Origin of the sequence: Steroidobacter sp. (assembly GCF_036406195.1) — a bacterium.
Taxonomy (GTDB): domain Bacteria; phylum Pseudomonadota; class Gammaproteobacteria; order Steroidobacterales; family Steroidobacteraceae; genus Steroidobacter.
In genome coordinates, this window is record NZ_DASWVW010000057.1 from 1 (window position 1) to 13,924 (window position 13,924).

Consider the following 13,924-nt stretch of genomic DNA (forward strand, 5'->3'; position numbering starts at 1 on the left):
GGCTGATGATCAACGGCGCGGAGCTCATTCCCTGGCTTCGGAGACTCTAAAGATATGTGGAGTGCATCATCCAGCTTCTCCGTGCGAAACCGATGTCGAGGTCCGCCGGCTCCACATATTTGAGTCCTCAACATAGGTCGATGCAAAGGAGCGCGGGCGTGGTGTAGCGACGCAGCCGACGCGATAGCGCCGTGGAGCTGTCTTGTGCCGCCAGATCGTGCAGCATTTCGGAGGCGAGCGTGAAGCGTGCGGTGTAACCGCGCAGCACCGCTTGGTGCAGCAGGTTCTTGGCGATCATGGTCTTGCCCAACCCATTGGGACCGACGATGACGATGTTGGCCGCCTGTTCGAGGAAGGCGAAGGTGAACAACTCCTCCAGCAGCGCACGATCGATCTCCTTGGGCCAGGCGTAATCGAAGTCGGCCAATGGCTTGAAAGCACCCAAGCGGGCGTTGTCCGTGCGTCGCTTGAGACTGCGCCGCTGACGCTCGCAATCCTCGACCTCCAACACGCGCGCAAGCCAAGGCTCGGCGATGATCTCCTCGGCGTGCGTTGCGAGCCCATAGAGGTGAGCCGGCGCAGGCGCGCTCGCAGCGACTCAACGCTCGGACTCGTCGCTGCGGTGATGACCAACGGGCTCGATGGCGTGCTCATCTGTGTGTTCATGGGCGTTCTCTCGCAGGAGTTGTTCGTAGTTCGATAGCGAATGCGGACGCACGGTGAGCGAGCGCACGCGTGGGTCGTTGGGCAGCGTGATTGCAATCGGCGGGGACTGACCGCGCCGGGCACGCTGCTGATCGATGAAGTGACGCACGGCGCCCAGGTGGGCAGCTTGTTCGCGCAGCGCCGCGGCGATGGCGGCCTCGAGGGCGGCCGCGCCATGGCTATCGAGCAGATCGACGAGCCCGCGAGTGAGCGCACCCAGATGCGCGCCGCGCTCGGCGGCGAGCTTGAAGAGCGCGCTGGCACTGGCGGCGGCATGATGAAGTCGATCCATGGCGCGATGGGCGCGGCCGGCGCGCTTGTGGGCAACCAGCGCCTCGATATGGCTGGGCTCTTCGATCTGCTGATCACGATCGAAGCTGCGCGCATGAGTGGCGATGACCTCGTCGCCGTCGAGTACTCGCACGCGTTCCTGAGTGGCCACGACCTGCAGCGTGCGGCGGACATGCGTGTGAGGAATGGAGTAATCGTTCAGATCGAAGCGCACGTACGGGGTCTTGTGGGAGGGAACATCCACACGTTCCTGACACGGAAACGGCTCGGCGGGCAATGCGAGCAGCCGGGGTCGTTCTTCCTCGAAGCACGCGCGCACCGTGCGCGCGCGATCTTCTGGACAGGGCCGCTCGGCGGCCTCGCCCGCACACCAGGCGAGCGCTTGCGCGTTCAGGTCGGCCAGATCGGCGAAGCGCCGAGCGGCGAAGAAGCGTTCGCGCGCGAAGCGAATCGCCCGCTCAACGCGGCCCTTCTCGTTGCCGCGGGCGATGGCGACCGGACGCGGCTGGAAGTGATACCACGCCGCCAGCTCCAGCAACGTGGGATGGAAGCGGATGGCATCGCCGATGCGCTCGAGCACCGCGCTTTTAAGGTTGTCATAAAGGCATTGACGAGGTACGCCTTGAAAGAAGTTGAATGCCTGGACATGACCATCCAGGAAACAACTCATCGACGCCCCGAGATAGAAGCGCAGGAATACCTGGCGCGAGTAGCTGAGCACCATCACGAAGGCCATCAGCGGGCGCAACGCTCGCCCGACCACCAGGCGGCCGAAGTGCGCCCAGTCAACCTGGCTCTGTTCTCCGGGGAGCGTGCGTAGTCGCAGATAGGCCTCGGCGCTCGGTCGCGGCCGATACAGCGCCACTTGATGACGGAAGTGATCCGGGCTGCCGGGGTAGCCACGCTCGCGCGCCATCTGATACAAGCGACTGGCGCGCAGCGTGGGATAACGCGTAAGCGTGTCCTCGATGAAAGACACATACGGATCGATCATCGAAGGACGCGGCCGCTCTCGCACGATCGCGATGCCGGCTTGCCTGAGCACACGACGCACCGTCGTGTGGTGTACGTGGAGCTGGCGCGCCAATGTGCCGATCGGCCAGCGCTCGGCATGATGAAGCCGCAGAATCTCCGCCTCGAGCTCGCGCGAGATCATCACTGCCACGATCGCAGACGGCGCCGACGCCTATCCGCTCCACTGCCACAAGCGTAATCGCGCCCACGAGGGCAGCACCTCACCACAGAACGTGCAGCGAGCCCGCGCTGCGCCGGGCGGATCGCCCGCATCGGCCCGTGCAATGTCGGAAACTTCGTCGCTGGCATCGCTCGACTGACCGCTGGTGACTATCGGGGTCGACACCTTGCGCGCCACCGCGTCGTAATGGCATCCCTGATGAGTCACTGTGTGTGGCTTGCGCGTGCGCCAGCGACGTTGCCGGGCTGCATGACGATGCGCTCCGCGACGCGTGCGTTGATAACGTGCCGCAGCGCGACGCAGCGACTCGCGACGACGAATCTGCGCGCACTCCCCGGCGCAGTAAATGTTGCCGTGATCGCAGCGACGGCAGATCCGCACCTGCACGCCACAGCGACGGCAGTTGTAGAGCCGATAGGTCGCAGGCTGAGCGGCGCCAGGCACCCGTGCCTCCCCGAAGCACTGGACAGCGCACGGGTGGCAGGCGCATAAAAGCCTTGCGAAAACGCCTGCCAAGGCGCTGCGCACCGAAGGCCCGGGGTGTCGACGCCAATCAACGACCCGGGTCTTCGGTCCTTCATCCTCCTGCGCCGCGCAGCATACCGAAAACAACACGCACGAGCGCGCGCTCGCAAAGATGCTGACTGGCCTTCGCCCCTCCGGGCGCCAGAGCTCGTCTGCGAGCTACGAATCTGAGGTTCAGGGAGGACGGAGATCTGGAAGTGCACTGCCGTGCCTCTTCCCGTCGATGAGATCCGGCGAGAACGATCAGCGCGGAGAAGTGCGCGCCATCGCCAGAAACAGGCGGTTCCTAACAGCCATCAACAGCTGGAGCAGGCGAACGCGAAGCTGAAGAAGCTGCTGGCCGAGCGCGACCTCGAAATCGATGTGATGAAGGAGGTTGCGGTAAAAAATGTATGACCCGCCCCGTGTTTGCAAGAGGCTTCTTCTGAGGGTGTGGCTCGTCGGTCTGCCAAAATGTATCCGGCCTACTGTTGGAAGTTGCGAGCTTCCTGGCCTTGATGGAGATCCGCGCACGTCAGGCCTAATAAATGGTGCGGTCTATGACGACCGATTTTTTGAGGCAGGCTCGAGACGTGTGGGGTTGACCGTACTGCCATCCTCGTGAAGTCTCCTGCAGAACCCGGTGGGAGAAGTTGTGCTTGTCGATGGCGAGCCGCGTGTTCCTATGCGGCGGTCGCGGCGCTAGCGCGATAGAGCTCACCGCGCGTAAGCACCGCCCATGCGATCCGCGCGATCTTGTTCGCTACAGCGACGGCGACCACGTTCTTGTGGGCACGCTGTTCAAGCTGAGTCATCCATAGTCCCAGCTCGTGATTTTGTCGATGCAAATGCTTCAGCAGGGATCGCGCGCCGTGGATTAGCAGCTTGCGCACGTACGGGTTACCCGCTTACTGATTCCAAGGAGTGTTGGCTTACCTCCAGTGGGATTTCTGTCGCGGAACGAGACCAAGCCACGCTGCGAGTTCACGACCGCGCTTGAACGCTGCGCCATTACCAACGGCAGCCACCAAGGCTGTGGCGCCCAGCGGTCCGATGCCAGGCACGCTCACTAGGCGGCGACAAGCATCATGACGTTTGGCGATCAGTTCGATCTCGTGCGTGTACTCGTTAATCGATTCGTCGAGATATTTCCAATGCGAGCGCAAACGATCGACGAGCTGTCGCATTCGATCCGACAGGCCATTCTCCGGATTCTCGAGCATTGATGGGAGCTCACGGCGTAGCGCGGCCCGGCCCTCCTTGACTGCAAGTCCATACTCGATCAGGAATGCACGGATCTGATTGATGATCGACGTTCTTTGGCGCACGAGCCGCTCGCGAATGCGATGCAGTGCTTGCAGATCGAGCTGCTCGTTCGATTTGACTGTGACGAAGCGCATCGTCGGGCGCGCGACGGCCTCGGCGATCGCCTCAGCATCATTGAAGTCATTCTTTCGGCGCGAGTCATCGATCTGCTCAGCCGGCTCGTCAGCACGCACGGCGCTCCGCGTTATCTGCGGTCTGACAACGGACCCGAATTCGTTTCAAGAGCCGTGCTGCGCTGGCTGACGCAGGCAAATATCGACACTGCCTACATCGATCTGGGCAAGCCATGGCAGAATGGCTCGAACGAACCGTTCAATGGCAAGTTCAGAGACGAGTGCCTGAACCTGCAGTGGTTCAAGAACAGGGTCGATGCAAAGATCCTGATCGAAACCTTCCGGCGTGAGTACAACGAGGTCCGACCGCACTCGAGCCTCGGGCAGCTTACGCCTAACCAATTCAAACAAACCCTTTCAACAATGAACCCGACAGCCGCATCTCCGAAGTAATCACTGGTCCTGAGAAAGCCGGCAGGTCAGGTACGCGTGGAGGGCAGCAAACTCGTGGTCAGCACCGCGGACCGAAGGGTACGCGATGAGTGAGAAGATCCAGCCGCAGCACCTTGCACGCAAGGCGGCGCTCTACATCGGGCCGAATGCTGCCCGCATTTGCAGCACGTTCTTTTGCAGCGCCGCTAGCTGAACCCGAAGAGGCCGCTTCTCGGCGTGCAATAGAACGGGATCACTCTCATCTAGTCTTTCTTCGCTGAATACGCATGCTGTCCCTGCGGTTAGAGACCCGAAAAGAGGGGGCCACTTCGCCCCACCCAGCTGTCATCTTAGTAACCCCGTCCGTACGGGCTCACACGGCGTGCCTCTCCAGTTGCTGCAGAACAGCAGGGAGTCCAATCAATGCTCAGAACGGCCTTCAAGGATTTCGATGAGTTCGCCGAGTCCATTGCGGGGATCGAAGGAAGGTTCGTACCCACGGCGCCGGCAGCGGCTGAGTGGTGGGTGCAGGGCACGCAGGCACACCGTGTGTCGGTGCAAGAGCTTCAAGTCGGCGGATGTGCGACGTTCGCCGGAACCGGTCAACGAGACCGGGTCGCGCTCGGCCTGCCGATGACCGATGCGCGCCGCATGCGTATCGATGCGGTCGACCTGCGCGAGGACTGCTTCATCCTCATGCAGGGCGAGCAGCCCTTTATATTCACCGGTACAGGTGCGACGCGCTGGGCCGGGATCACGCTGCCTTTCGATCATCCGATTCTCGATCCGCGTACGCTGGAAATACTCCGCGCCTCGGGCTCGGTACGAACGCGTACTCAGCTGGAATGCTTGACGCAGCTGCGCGCGCTGGTGAACCGCGCTCTTTCCAATGATCCCGATGTTTGCTTCGCGACTCCGCACGCGGCCGAGGCGCTCGAGGAGGATCTCTCCATCGCCATCACGCGGGTGTTGCAGTCGAGTGTTGAAGATCGAGATCCGAGGCGAAGATATCTGCATTCCCAACGCGCACGCGCGTTGTGGCGCTGTCTGGATTTGTTACTAGCCAGCCCGGAGGTGCTGCGCGTCGAGGACCTGGTGCGAGAGGCAGGGGTATGCGAGCGCGCGCTGCGAGCAATCTTTCTGGAGTACTTCGGCGTTTCGCCGAAGCGTCTGCTGAAGGCAAGACAGTTGTGGGAGATCCGCGCGGCGCTGCTCGCCCGCGAGCCGGGCCAGCTCGTAACGAAGATCGCGGCGAACCTGGGAATCTGGGACCTCAGCCTGTTCGCCCGTAACTACAAGGCGCTGTTCGGAGAGCGACCCAGCGATACGGTGCCATCGCCGGTACGGACATCGAGCCGTAACGCCAGCATGACATGGCTCATCTACGCGGCCAAGACGTTCCGCGCTCAGGCGCAAAGCGGTTACCGAAACAGGCCGCATTAGCGGGAGGGTCGCCTTCAGACGAGCGCTGACGCAATTTTCTTGGTAGGTTGCGCAGTCATGCGCACGCTCGTATTGATCCTCGACCTGGCTGGCACGTTCGTTTTCGCGATTGCCGGAGCAACGCTGGGGGCGAGGCGCCAGCTCGATATCTTCGGCATTCTGGTGCTCGCCTTCGCCGCGGCCTGCGCTGGAGGCATCACACGCGATCTGCTCCTTGGCGCGACGCCGCCTGCCGCGATCAGCGATTGGCGGTTTGTCGCCATTTCCAGCGCCGCTGGGATGATCGCGTTCCGATGGCACGCGAAGATCGAGCAGATGGCCAACCCGGTGCGTATGTTCGACGCGGCGGGGCTGGCGTTATTTGCAGTGTCCGGTACTCAGAAGGCGCTGGATTTCGAGCTCAACGGCGTGATGGCGGCGTTGCTCGGCATGTTGACGGGCATTGGCGGCGGTGTGGCCCGCGACCTGTTGCTTGCTCAAGTTCCCACAGTCTTGCGCTCGGATTTGTACGCAGTAGCTGCGCTGGGTGGAGCGACAGTCGTGGTGCTGGGCGATCGATTTGGCGTGCCGCCCGTCGTTGCCGCCCTGAGTGGCGCGGCCCTGTGCTTCGTGGTGCGTGCGATGGCCATCAAGCGCGGGTGGTATTTGCCCAAGGCATTTCATGACCCGCCGGGCCTGCCGTCGTCCAAGGATGACCGCACTCAGGGTTGAGGGATCGGGGCTGGCCAGGGGCACTCGGCACCGATTCAGGGTCTGATTCACACAAGCCTGCGAGTCATCACTCCAGGCGCCGCTTGAGGAGCGCCTCTCCGGACTGCTGCAGCTTGGTCGCGGTCCGGCTCTTGTGCTTCAGGGCCAGAGAAACGAACAACGCATCGATCAATGCCAGCTGCGTGACGCGCGAGGCGAGCGGCGCCTGAAAGTACTTGATCTCGCTCGGCGTCGCGTACAGGCAGTAATCGCTGTGCTCGGTGATGGGCGACTTGATCGCGTTGGTCAGGCAGATGGTGGCCGCGCCCTTGCTCTTGGCGACTTGCAGGCACTCCACGGTCTCGCGCGTCGTACCTGATAAGGAAATGCCGATGGCGACATCGCCCTTTTCCAGCTGGCTCGCGGCGATCAGCTGCATGTGAGAATCGAAATGGGCCGAGGCCTGCAGCCCGAGCAGAAGGAAGTTGCAGTACGCGGTGTACGCCACCGGGTACGACTGCCCGATGGAGAACAGCTCCACGCGCCGGCTCTTGCCGATGAGCTGGACGATGCGCTCGAACTGCGCCGGCGGGTTGACCTGCACGGTTTCGATCAGGCTCTGCGCATGAACCTGGAAGACTTTCTCCAGCTGCGAGCCATTCTCCAGTTGCCCGCCGGGCAACCCCGATTGGGCCAGGTCCCGGGCCAGGGCGATCTTGAACTCGGCGAAACCGGCCGTGCCCACCCGGCGGCAGAACGCCACGATGGCCCCGACGCTGGCCCCGCTGGCGTCCTTGAGCTGGGCGATGGAGGAGGTCAGGACTTTCTCCGGATCTGCCAGCACACAGTCCGCGATCAACCGGTCTGTCGGATTGAGGGACGCGAGAATGCCCTTGATATAGGTGAGCAGCGGCCGGCGGTTGTCGCCGTCCGCGGTCTCGCCCGCCCGTTTGGTTACTGAAGTCTTGCGTCGCACAGGCCCATTCTATGGGCAGCCTCGACATCGCACCAGCAGCCACGACCTATCGCTGAACATCGTTCATATCGATGTAGTGCCCCCGGCCGCACGGAAAAGCGCGTTTGGCAGCACGGTTCTTGTCATTGCAGGTTAACCCGTGTCGCTCGAATCGATTCCTCGCCTGATGCGGCCTTCGCATGGGGACTTTGCCGGGACTGGAGCTGACATGACTCACTCGCCGGCACTCTGATCCGGACCGTGTTCGCGTCGGCTGTTCATTGCTCGGCTTCACGCCGCCCTGATCAAATCACCCCGACGCAGCGTGGTCGAACCTCCCGCCGGCCGGAACTTCAGATTCCCTGACTCATTCCCTCCCTATTCGTCGAGCGAATCGCAGTTCCCATTATCCGATGGGACGCATCTGCGAGTGGAGGTGAGCCATGCGCCACTGGAGAGAACTTACCCTGATCGTGTGCTTGTTCTGCATCGTCGAAGCGGCGGCGGTTCAGGCCGCGCCTCCGCCTGGCAGCGATGTTGCCTTGACGACCAAGGTGAAGGCCGCGCTTGCATCCGATCGCGCCATCCAAGCCCGCGATATCGAAGTGGAAACGCGGGACGGTGTGGTTCAGTTGAGCGGATTCGTGAATTCCGAAGGCGAAAGAAACGCGGCGCTGCTACGCGCTCGGTCGGTCGATGGCGTAGCGGAAGTGCGCAACGATCTGAGCGTTCGTACTGACGACCGCCCCGCCCGAGGGCCGGTCGCCGACACCGTCATTGCGGCTAGAGTTCGCGACAGCCTGGGCAACGTGAAGCTGGCCGAAGACAGCGATGTGAACGTGGAGGTGAGCGAGGGCGTCGTGCAGCTGAGCGGCTTCGTCAAAACCGTCGAAGAGAAAGCGCAAGCGGGTGATGCGGCGAGCAGGGTCGCTGGCGTGAGAGATGTGGAGAATCACATCGCCTTGCTGGATGAGAAGGAAGGCTCCCGTCAGGAGTAACTTCCCGACGCTCTTCTTGCGAGCAGGCGCGTCGATCCGTTACGGCGCGCCTGCGAAACTTCTCGCTTCCCGGATCATGCGATTGGGCGAGATGACCGACCAGGCCGCGATCGGGCAGTTGGCATCTTCCAATCGCTTGGCCGTCCACCAGTTGCACATACGCGGAAAGTAAAAGCGTCGCCTGGCGCTGTAGAACTTGTTGGGCTGCGGTGTGACCTCGAGCGAAGCGCCATTCGCGGTGGGTTGTTCCTGAGTGAACTCGCGCTCTATGGATTCAGCCAGTCGTTGCAGACCTTCCGCTGTAACTCGCACCTCGACGACTTCATCGGCGAGCAGCGGTTCGGCTGCGGGATGGTCGAAGCCAATGACATGAATGCTGCTCGATGTGGAGAACAAGGCGGCCCGAACGGCCATCCACCAGGTCTCTTGCTCGGCTTGATAGTACCGGGCGTCGCCCCAGCCAAACTCCAGATAGCTGGAGTCTGGAAAATCGCGCAGTACGGACCATTCGCGGTTCGGCCAGTCTGCCGCGGCAACGGCAATGCCTGTATGCCAGGCGCGTTTGACTACGTAGACCGAGCGCAGCGACTCCGTTGGAGTCGCAGGCTCATAGCAGGCGTCATTCGAGACACAGCCCGCGAGTACGCTGGCGAGCAACGCCAGGGCACAAAATGAGAACAGCTGTCGCGGGTCCATGCGCCACGACGCTACTCAAATGTGCATATAACCGCAATCGCTGCGCGAGCACCCGGTCAGGGTTGCACGACGGGAAGCACGCGGCCATCGAACTCGCTGGCGGGAACGTCGAGGCCGATCAGCTTCGCCAGCGTCGGCGCGATATCGACGGTCTCGATCGCAGTCGGCTGCTCGAATCCCTTCACACCCGGCCACCAGAACACGATCGGCACGCGACGGTCGTAACTCCACGGCGAGCCGTGCGTCGAGCTGAACTCCGTATCCGGATTCCTGGGCGCGTGATACGGCGAGATGTACGGCTTCAGCAGCACGAACAGATCCCCAGACCGCTGCGGATTGAAGCTCGCCTTGGCGCGCTCGAGCAGCGTCCACTCATCCACCGGGCCTGATGGAGGAGCGGCGGCGATGAGCTCGTCCTTGGTGAAAACGGTGGCGACTTGCGGATGCTGTCGATACTTCAGAGCAACAGCGCGCAACACGGCTTCGCGCCGCTCGGCAGGGATGCCGGCGTTCAGATAGACATCGTGGGAGAATTCCATCGGGCCGAGCACGACGGGCTGGGGAAGATCGTGGAACTGCGTTTCCAGTGCGGCGCTGATGTTCACTGGAAACAGGCTTTCATCCACACGCTCTGCAGCGGTCACGCCGCGGGCGCGGTTGCGCTCGGTTGCATCCACGCCGCCATGATCCGCGGTCATCGCGACGACGTATGGAACATTCCACTTATCGAGCGCCGTGAGCAGCCGGCCGATCGTCTGATCGAGAGCGAGCTGCTGAGTGCACATCTCGGCGCCTTCGGTGCCATAGTAGTGGCCGGTGTAGTCGGTGCCGGAAAGACTCACGGCGAGCACGTCAATCGACTCTTCGCGACCGAGATTCAGGCTCTTCATGGCCGCGATGGCGGCATCGACCGTGAATGCATCGAGCGCCGGTGTGGCGCGCCAGCGCCGCGAATTGCCGGGGAACGACTTCAGCGTACCGATAGAGACGCTATCGGTGATCTTGAGCTCGCGCGATTTGGGCTCGCAGGCGGCCGGCAGCTTGGGAACCGTGGGCTGACTGTACGACTTGCGAACGCTTGCATTGATCTTGTCGCTGATCTCTTTGGGAACACTCGATTCCTTGCCGGTATAGGTGACGAAGCCCTGAGTGGTCCACCACAATGTGAGATCCGCGTTGTGTCCGCCGAGCATGATGGCCGATCGATCTTTACCCGCCACGGCAACCACGCGCGTCTTCGGATCGCGAGCCTTCATGCGATCGCCCAGCGTGGGGACCAGCAGCGGGTCGGGCGAGAGGGTGGGCTTGCCGTCGGGGCCGTCCATCTTCACGACGCAGTACACCGTGAAGGTCTGCTTGCCATTCAGCGTGTAAGGTTGAGACGGGACTTGCCAGCCATTGGCAATGATTCCCGTGCGGCCGGGCCGGGCGCCCGTCAGGATGGTGGAGTGGCCCGGACAGGTTTCAGTCGACGCATGACTCTGATGTCCGCGCGGAAACACCACACCCCCGGCAAGGCGCTTCAGTCCGGCCTGATACAGCGGCCGGTATTCGGTGAAGACATCGGCGGAAAACTGGTCGACCGCGATGGTGACGACGAGCTTGGGTTGGGGTGGTTCTGCGGAACTGGCCGCGAATGCGGCCAGAGAGCCCAACAACATACAAACGGACAGGCAACGTGCGAATGCCACGCGAGACGATGCTTTCATTTGTGACGAGCGGTTCCGTGTTATGCAGGCCCAAACCGGGCCGGGCATTCTACGGCAGTTGGCGGGCCGCCAACAAAAAGCGGGCCAGGTCCAATGGTGCTTGGTTAACCGTTTCTATCGCAGCGGTTCGCGGATAGCGGTTAGCGGTTAGCCAGAAATGTGGCCTCCGTTCTGCCCCAACCGCCAACCGCCAACCACTGGAGGGCGCTAACTAAGTGCCATTGGGGCCAGGTCGGCCGCCTGGCTCGAAGCGGTCAGTGATTGTGCCGCGGCGTCTTCCTGGCCACCTGGCGGTACTTGAGTGCCATCTCCATCACGCCGCCCTGGTCCAATTGACCGACGGTCGCGCGATACAGCTCCTGCCAGGGCGTGGCGCTTTCGGGCACGGGCGGAATGCCGTCCTTCTTGCGGCGGGCGATTTCTTTCTCCGAGACCAGCATGTCACATCGCGCGCGATTCAGATCGATGCGGATGGTGTCGCCCGTGCGCAGCCAGGCCAATCCGCCACCGGCGGCGCTTTCGGGCGAGGCATTGAGAATGGAGGGGCTGTCGGACGTGCCGGACTGCCGGCCATCGCCGATGGTGGGCAAGCTGGCGATGCCGCGTTTCAGTAACGCGTCCGGCGGCTGCATGTTGACGACTTCCGCGGAACCGGGCCAACCCAGCGGGCCAGCGCCACGAACTACCAGTACGCTGCGTTCGTCGATGCCGAGTGACGGATCGTTGATGCGGGCCCGGTAGTCATCGGAGCCGTCGAACACGATGGCGCGACCTTCGAACACGTTCTCGTCTCCGGAGGCGCACAGGTAACGCCGACGAAAATCTTCCGTGATGACGCTGGCTTTCAGGATGGCGAAGTCGAACAGATTACCGCTCAGCACGACGAAGCCCGCGCGCTCCCGCAGCGGCTTGTCGTAGGTCGTGATCATCTCGCGATCGCGGCTCGCACGACCGCGAACGTTTTCTCCCAGCGTCCGGCCCGTAACAGTCATCGTATCGGCATGCAACTTGCCGGCTTCGATCAGCTCGTGCAGAACTGCAGGCACGCCGCCAGCGCGATGGAAGCGTTCGCCCAGATATTTTCCGGCAGGCTGCATGTTGAGCAGCAGCGGAATGTCGTGCCCGTACTTGGTCCAATCCTGCGCGTGCAGTTCGAGGCCCGCGTGACGTGCCATTGCAGTGAGATGCGGTTGCGCGTTGGTCGATCCCCCCAGCGCGGCAATGGCTGTAATGGCATTGAGGAAAGATTCGCGAGTGAGGATCTTGGAGGGCCGCAGATCCTCGAATGCGATCTCGACGGCGCGACGGCCTGTTTCATAAGCCATCTGGCCTCGCTCGCGATAGGGCGCGGGAATGGCGGAGCAGCCGGGCAGAGACAGACCCAGCACTTCGGCGACGGCGTTCATCGTCGATGCCGTGCCCATGCTATTGCAGTGGCCGGGCGAGGGCGCCGAGGCAGCCGCGGCATCGAGAAATTCCTGCTCCGTGATTTGCCCGGCGGCCAGGCGCCGGCGGCTCTTCCAGATCACCGTGCCGGAACCGACCAGCTCGTCTTCGAACCAACCGTCCAGCATCGGGCCGCCGGACAGAACGATCGCAGGTATATCGACGGTCGACGCAGCCATCACCGCGGCCGGTGTCGTCTTGTCGCAGCCAGTGGTCAGCACCACGGCGTCGATGGGATAGCCGTGCAGAATTTCCACCAGGCCGAGATACGCCAGGTTGCGATCCAGCGCGGCCGTGGGGCGGCGGCAGTTCTCGAAAATCGGATGCATCGGGAATTCCATGGGCACGCCGCCGGCATCGCGAATGCCTTCCTTGACGCGCGCCGCCAGGTCCACATGGATGCGATTGCAGGGAGTGAGATCGCTGCCACTCTGCGCGATGCCGATGATGGGCTTGCCGCTCATCAGCTCCTTCGGCGTGAGCCCGTAATTCATGAAGCGCTCCAGGTACAGCGCCATCATGTCGATGTGATCGCGGGCGTCGAACCAGTCCTGGGAACGAAAGCGGCGCTTAGCCGTCATAACGGGCCTCATGCGGAGTCAGGCCGGCCGTGTGGACGCGCGTAGCGAACAAACCGCCGGCCAGCGGCTGCGTGGCGAGCTGCTCTTTCGACAAGCCCTTCCACGCCGTGGTGATGTACAGGGTACGAAGATCGTCGCCGCCAAAAGCGATCTTGGTGCAATTGGCGACTGGCATGTCGATGGTCTGCAGTAGGTCGCCTGCGGGCGAGAAGCGCTGCACGGCCCAACCGCCGAACAAGCCGATCCACACGCTGCCGCCCGAGTCGACGACGGGGCCGTCCGGATACGCGCCGGGCTTTTCGATGCGAGCAAAGACGCGGCGGTTGCTGAGCTCCCCGTCGTTCAGATCGAAGGCATAGACCACTCGGCCCAATGTATCGACATGATAGAGCGTGCGGCCGTCGGGACTGGTCGCTGGCCCGTTGGTGATCACGTAGTTCTCGTCGCAGCGTTGCAGGCCGCGCCAGTCGAAGCGATACAGCGAACCGGTCGGCTGTGACTCGTCGTTGTCCATGGTGCCGAACCACAAGCGACCCGTGGCATCGACATGGCCATCGTTGAGCCGGTTGCGCGGCTGGTCGGAGTCGACGCGCGTGATGAGCTTGAACTCGCCGGTACTCGGCTCGAAGGAATGAAGCCCGCTCTTGAGGCCGGCAATGAAACCGGCGCCCTTGGCCTTGACGACAAAGCCCACTTCTTCATGCGCCTGCCACGAGGACAATGCGCCGCCGCGCGTGTCGAAGCGATGGATCTGCCGGCCCTTGATATCGACGAACCACACAGCCTGCTCCGCCGCGGACCAGAGCGGCCCCTCACCTAACTGCGCGCCCACGGCGCAGACGCATTCGACCTTGCTCATGGCGCTCCCGTGGAATGACTGCTGCGGTATGACTGGTTCGA

At 62.7% G+C, this 13,924-nt stretch carries 12 protein-coding genes and 3 pseudogenes; 5 read left to right on the plus strand and 10 right to left on the minus strand.

Going from position 1 to position 13,924, the window contains the following annotated elements; all coding sequences use genetic code 11:
- Positions 1-127 precede the first annotated feature (127 nt).
- From VGE08_RS22220 to VGE08_RS22230, 3 genes are read right to left on the minus strand one after another with little or no spacing between them, the layout of a single operon-like run.
- Positions 128-538, minus strand: a complete 411-nt coding sequence (locus VGE08_RS22220; protein WP_331070160.1) for an ATP-binding protein — start codon at positions 536-538, stop codon at positions 128-130.
- A 60-nt stretch (positions 539-598) separates the two neighbouring features.
- A complete protein-coding gene (gene istA / locus VGE08_RS22225; protein WP_331070161.1) occupies positions 599-2,152 on the minus strand; it encodes an IS21 family transposase in 1,554 nt (517 codons plus the stop codon).
- A 30-nt stretch (positions 2,153-2,182) separates the two neighbouring features.
- Positions 2,183-2,635 carry a hypothetical protein gene (locus VGE08_RS22230; RefSeq protein WP_331070122.1) on the minus strand — a complete coding sequence of 151 codons (453 nt, stop codon included), beginning with the start codon at positions 2,633-2,635 and terminating at the stop codon, positions 2,183-2,185.
- A 378-nt stretch (positions 2,636-3,013) separates the two neighbouring features.
- Here VGE08_RS22230 and VGE08_RS26645 point away from each other — a divergent pair.
- Positions 3,014-3,109: pseudogene (locus VGE08_RS26645) on the plus strand (transposase); the annotation flags it as partial.
- A gap of 269 nt (positions 3,110-3,378) precedes the next feature.
- On the opposite strand, the gene VGE08_RS22240 reads toward VGE08_RS26645, so the two are convergent.
- A complete protein-coding gene (locus VGE08_RS22240; RefSeq protein ID WP_331070123.1) occupies positions 3,379-3,510 on the minus strand; it encodes a hypothetical protein in 132 nt (43 codons plus the stop codon).
- Between the two features lie 38 nt (positions 3,511-3,548).
- Positions 3,549-4,149: pseudogene (locus VGE08_RS22245) on the minus strand (IS110 family transposase); the annotation flags it as partial.
- On the opposite strand from VGE08_RS22245, the pseudogene VGE08_RS22250 reads away from it, so the two are divergent.
- The 3 genes and pseudogenes from VGE08_RS22250 to VGE08_RS22260 all read left to right on the plus strand — a co-directional run.
- Positions 4,144-4,527 (plus strand): annotated as a pseudogene (locus tag VGE08_RS22250) (integrase core domain-containing protein); the annotation flags it as partial. The pseudogenes VGE08_RS22245 and VGE08_RS22250 overlap by 6 nt on opposite strands.
- 402 nt (positions 4,528-4,929) lie before the next feature.
- The gene (locus tag VGE08_RS22255) at positions 4,930-5,949 is read left to right on the plus strand and encodes a helix-turn-helix transcriptional regulator (RefSeq protein WP_331070125.1); all 1,020 of its coding nucleotides are present in this window, start codon (positions 4,930-4,932) and stop codon (positions 5,947-5,949) included.
- 57 nt (positions 5,950-6,006) lie between these two features.
- Entirely contained in the window at positions 6,007-6,660 is a 654-nt protein-coding gene (locus tag VGE08_RS22260; RefSeq protein ID WP_331070126.1) for a trimeric intracellular cation channel family protein, read from the plus strand.
- A 67-nt stretch (positions 6,661-6,727) separates the two neighbouring features.
- Here the strand turns inward: VGE08_RS22260 and VGE08_RS22265 are convergent, their stop codons facing one another.
- Positions 6,728-7,615 carry a MurR/RpiR family transcriptional regulator gene (locus tag VGE08_RS22265; RefSeq protein ID WP_331070127.1) on the minus strand — a complete coding sequence of 296 codons (888 nt, stop codon included), beginning with the start codon at positions 7,613-7,615 and terminating at the stop codon, positions 6,728-6,730.
- 422 nt (positions 7,616-8,037) lie between these two features.
- Here VGE08_RS22265 and VGE08_RS22270 point away from each other — a divergent pair, with 422 nt between their 5' ends.
- Positions 8,038-8,592: a BON domain-containing protein gene (locus tag VGE08_RS22270; RefSeq protein ID WP_331070128.1), complete on the plus strand. Its 555-nt coding sequence runs from the start codon at positions 8,038-8,040 to the stop codon at positions 8,590-8,592.
- Between the two features lie 39 nt (positions 8,593-8,631).
- Here the strand turns inward: VGE08_RS22270 and VGE08_RS22275 are convergent, their stop codons facing one another.
- From VGE08_RS22275 to VGE08_RS22290, 4 genes are all read right to left on the minus strand, one after another.
- Complete coding sequence (locus VGE08_RS22275) at positions 8,632-9,288, minus strand: DUF2459 domain-containing protein (RefSeq protein WP_331070129.1); 657 nt, start codon at positions 9,286-9,288, stop codon at positions 8,632-8,634.
- A gap of 56 nt (positions 9,289-9,344) precedes the next feature.
- Positions 9,345-10,979, minus strand: a complete 1,635-nt coding sequence (locus tag VGE08_RS22280; RefSeq protein WP_331070130.1) for an alkaline phosphatase family protein — start codon at positions 10,977-10,979, stop codon at positions 9,345-9,347.
- A gap of 272 nt (positions 10,980-11,251) precedes the next feature.
- Entirely contained in the window at positions 11,252-13,024 is a 1,773-nt protein-coding gene (locus VGE08_RS22285) for an IlvD/Edd family dehydratase (protein WP_414717523.1), read from the minus strand.
- The gene (locus VGE08_RS22290) at positions 13,014-13,883 is read right to left on the minus strand and encodes an SMP-30/gluconolactonase/LRE family protein (protein WP_331070132.1); all 870 of its coding nucleotides are present in this window, start codon (positions 13,881-13,883) and stop codon (positions 13,014-13,016) included. The genes VGE08_RS22285 and VGE08_RS22290 overlap by 11 nt, the downstream gene beginning before the upstream one ends.
- Positions 13,884-13,924 lie beyond the last annotated feature (41 nt).

Bases quoted from the DNA above. Each gene is read 5' to 3' on its own strand.
- VGE08_RS22260 (WP_331070126.1), top strand. From the start codon at position 6,007: ATGCGCACGCTCGTATTGATCCTCGACCTGGCTGGCACGTTCGTTTTC.
- VGE08_RS22255 (WP_331070125.1), top strand. From the start codon at position 4,930: ATGCTCAGAACGGCCTTCAAGGATTTCGATGAGTTCGCCGAGTCCATT.
- VGE08_RS22270 (WP_331070128.1), top strand. From the start codon at position 8,038: ATGCGCCACTGGAGAGAACTTACCCTGATCGTGTGCTTGTTCTGCATC.
- VGE08_RS22275 (WP_331070129.1), bottom strand. From the start codon at position 9,288: ATGGACCCGCGACAGCTGTTCTCATTTTGTGCCCTGGCGTTGCTCGCC.
- VGE08_RS22290 (WP_331070132.1), bottom strand. From the start codon at position 13,883: ATGAGCAAGGTCGAATGCGTCTGCGCCGTGGGCGCGCAGTTAGGTGAG.
- VGE08_RS22240 (WP_331070123.1), bottom strand. From the start codon at position 3,510: ATGACTCAGCTTGAACAGCGTGCCCACAAGAACGTGGTCGCCGTCGCT.
- istA (WP_331070161.1), bottom strand. From the start codon at position 2,152: ATGATCTCGCGCGAGCTCGAGGCGGAGATTCTGCGGCTTCATCATGCC.
- VGE08_RS22285 (WP_414717523.1), bottom strand. From the start codon at position 13,024: ATGACGGCTAAGCGCCGCTTTCGTTCCCAGGACTGGTTCGACGCCCGC.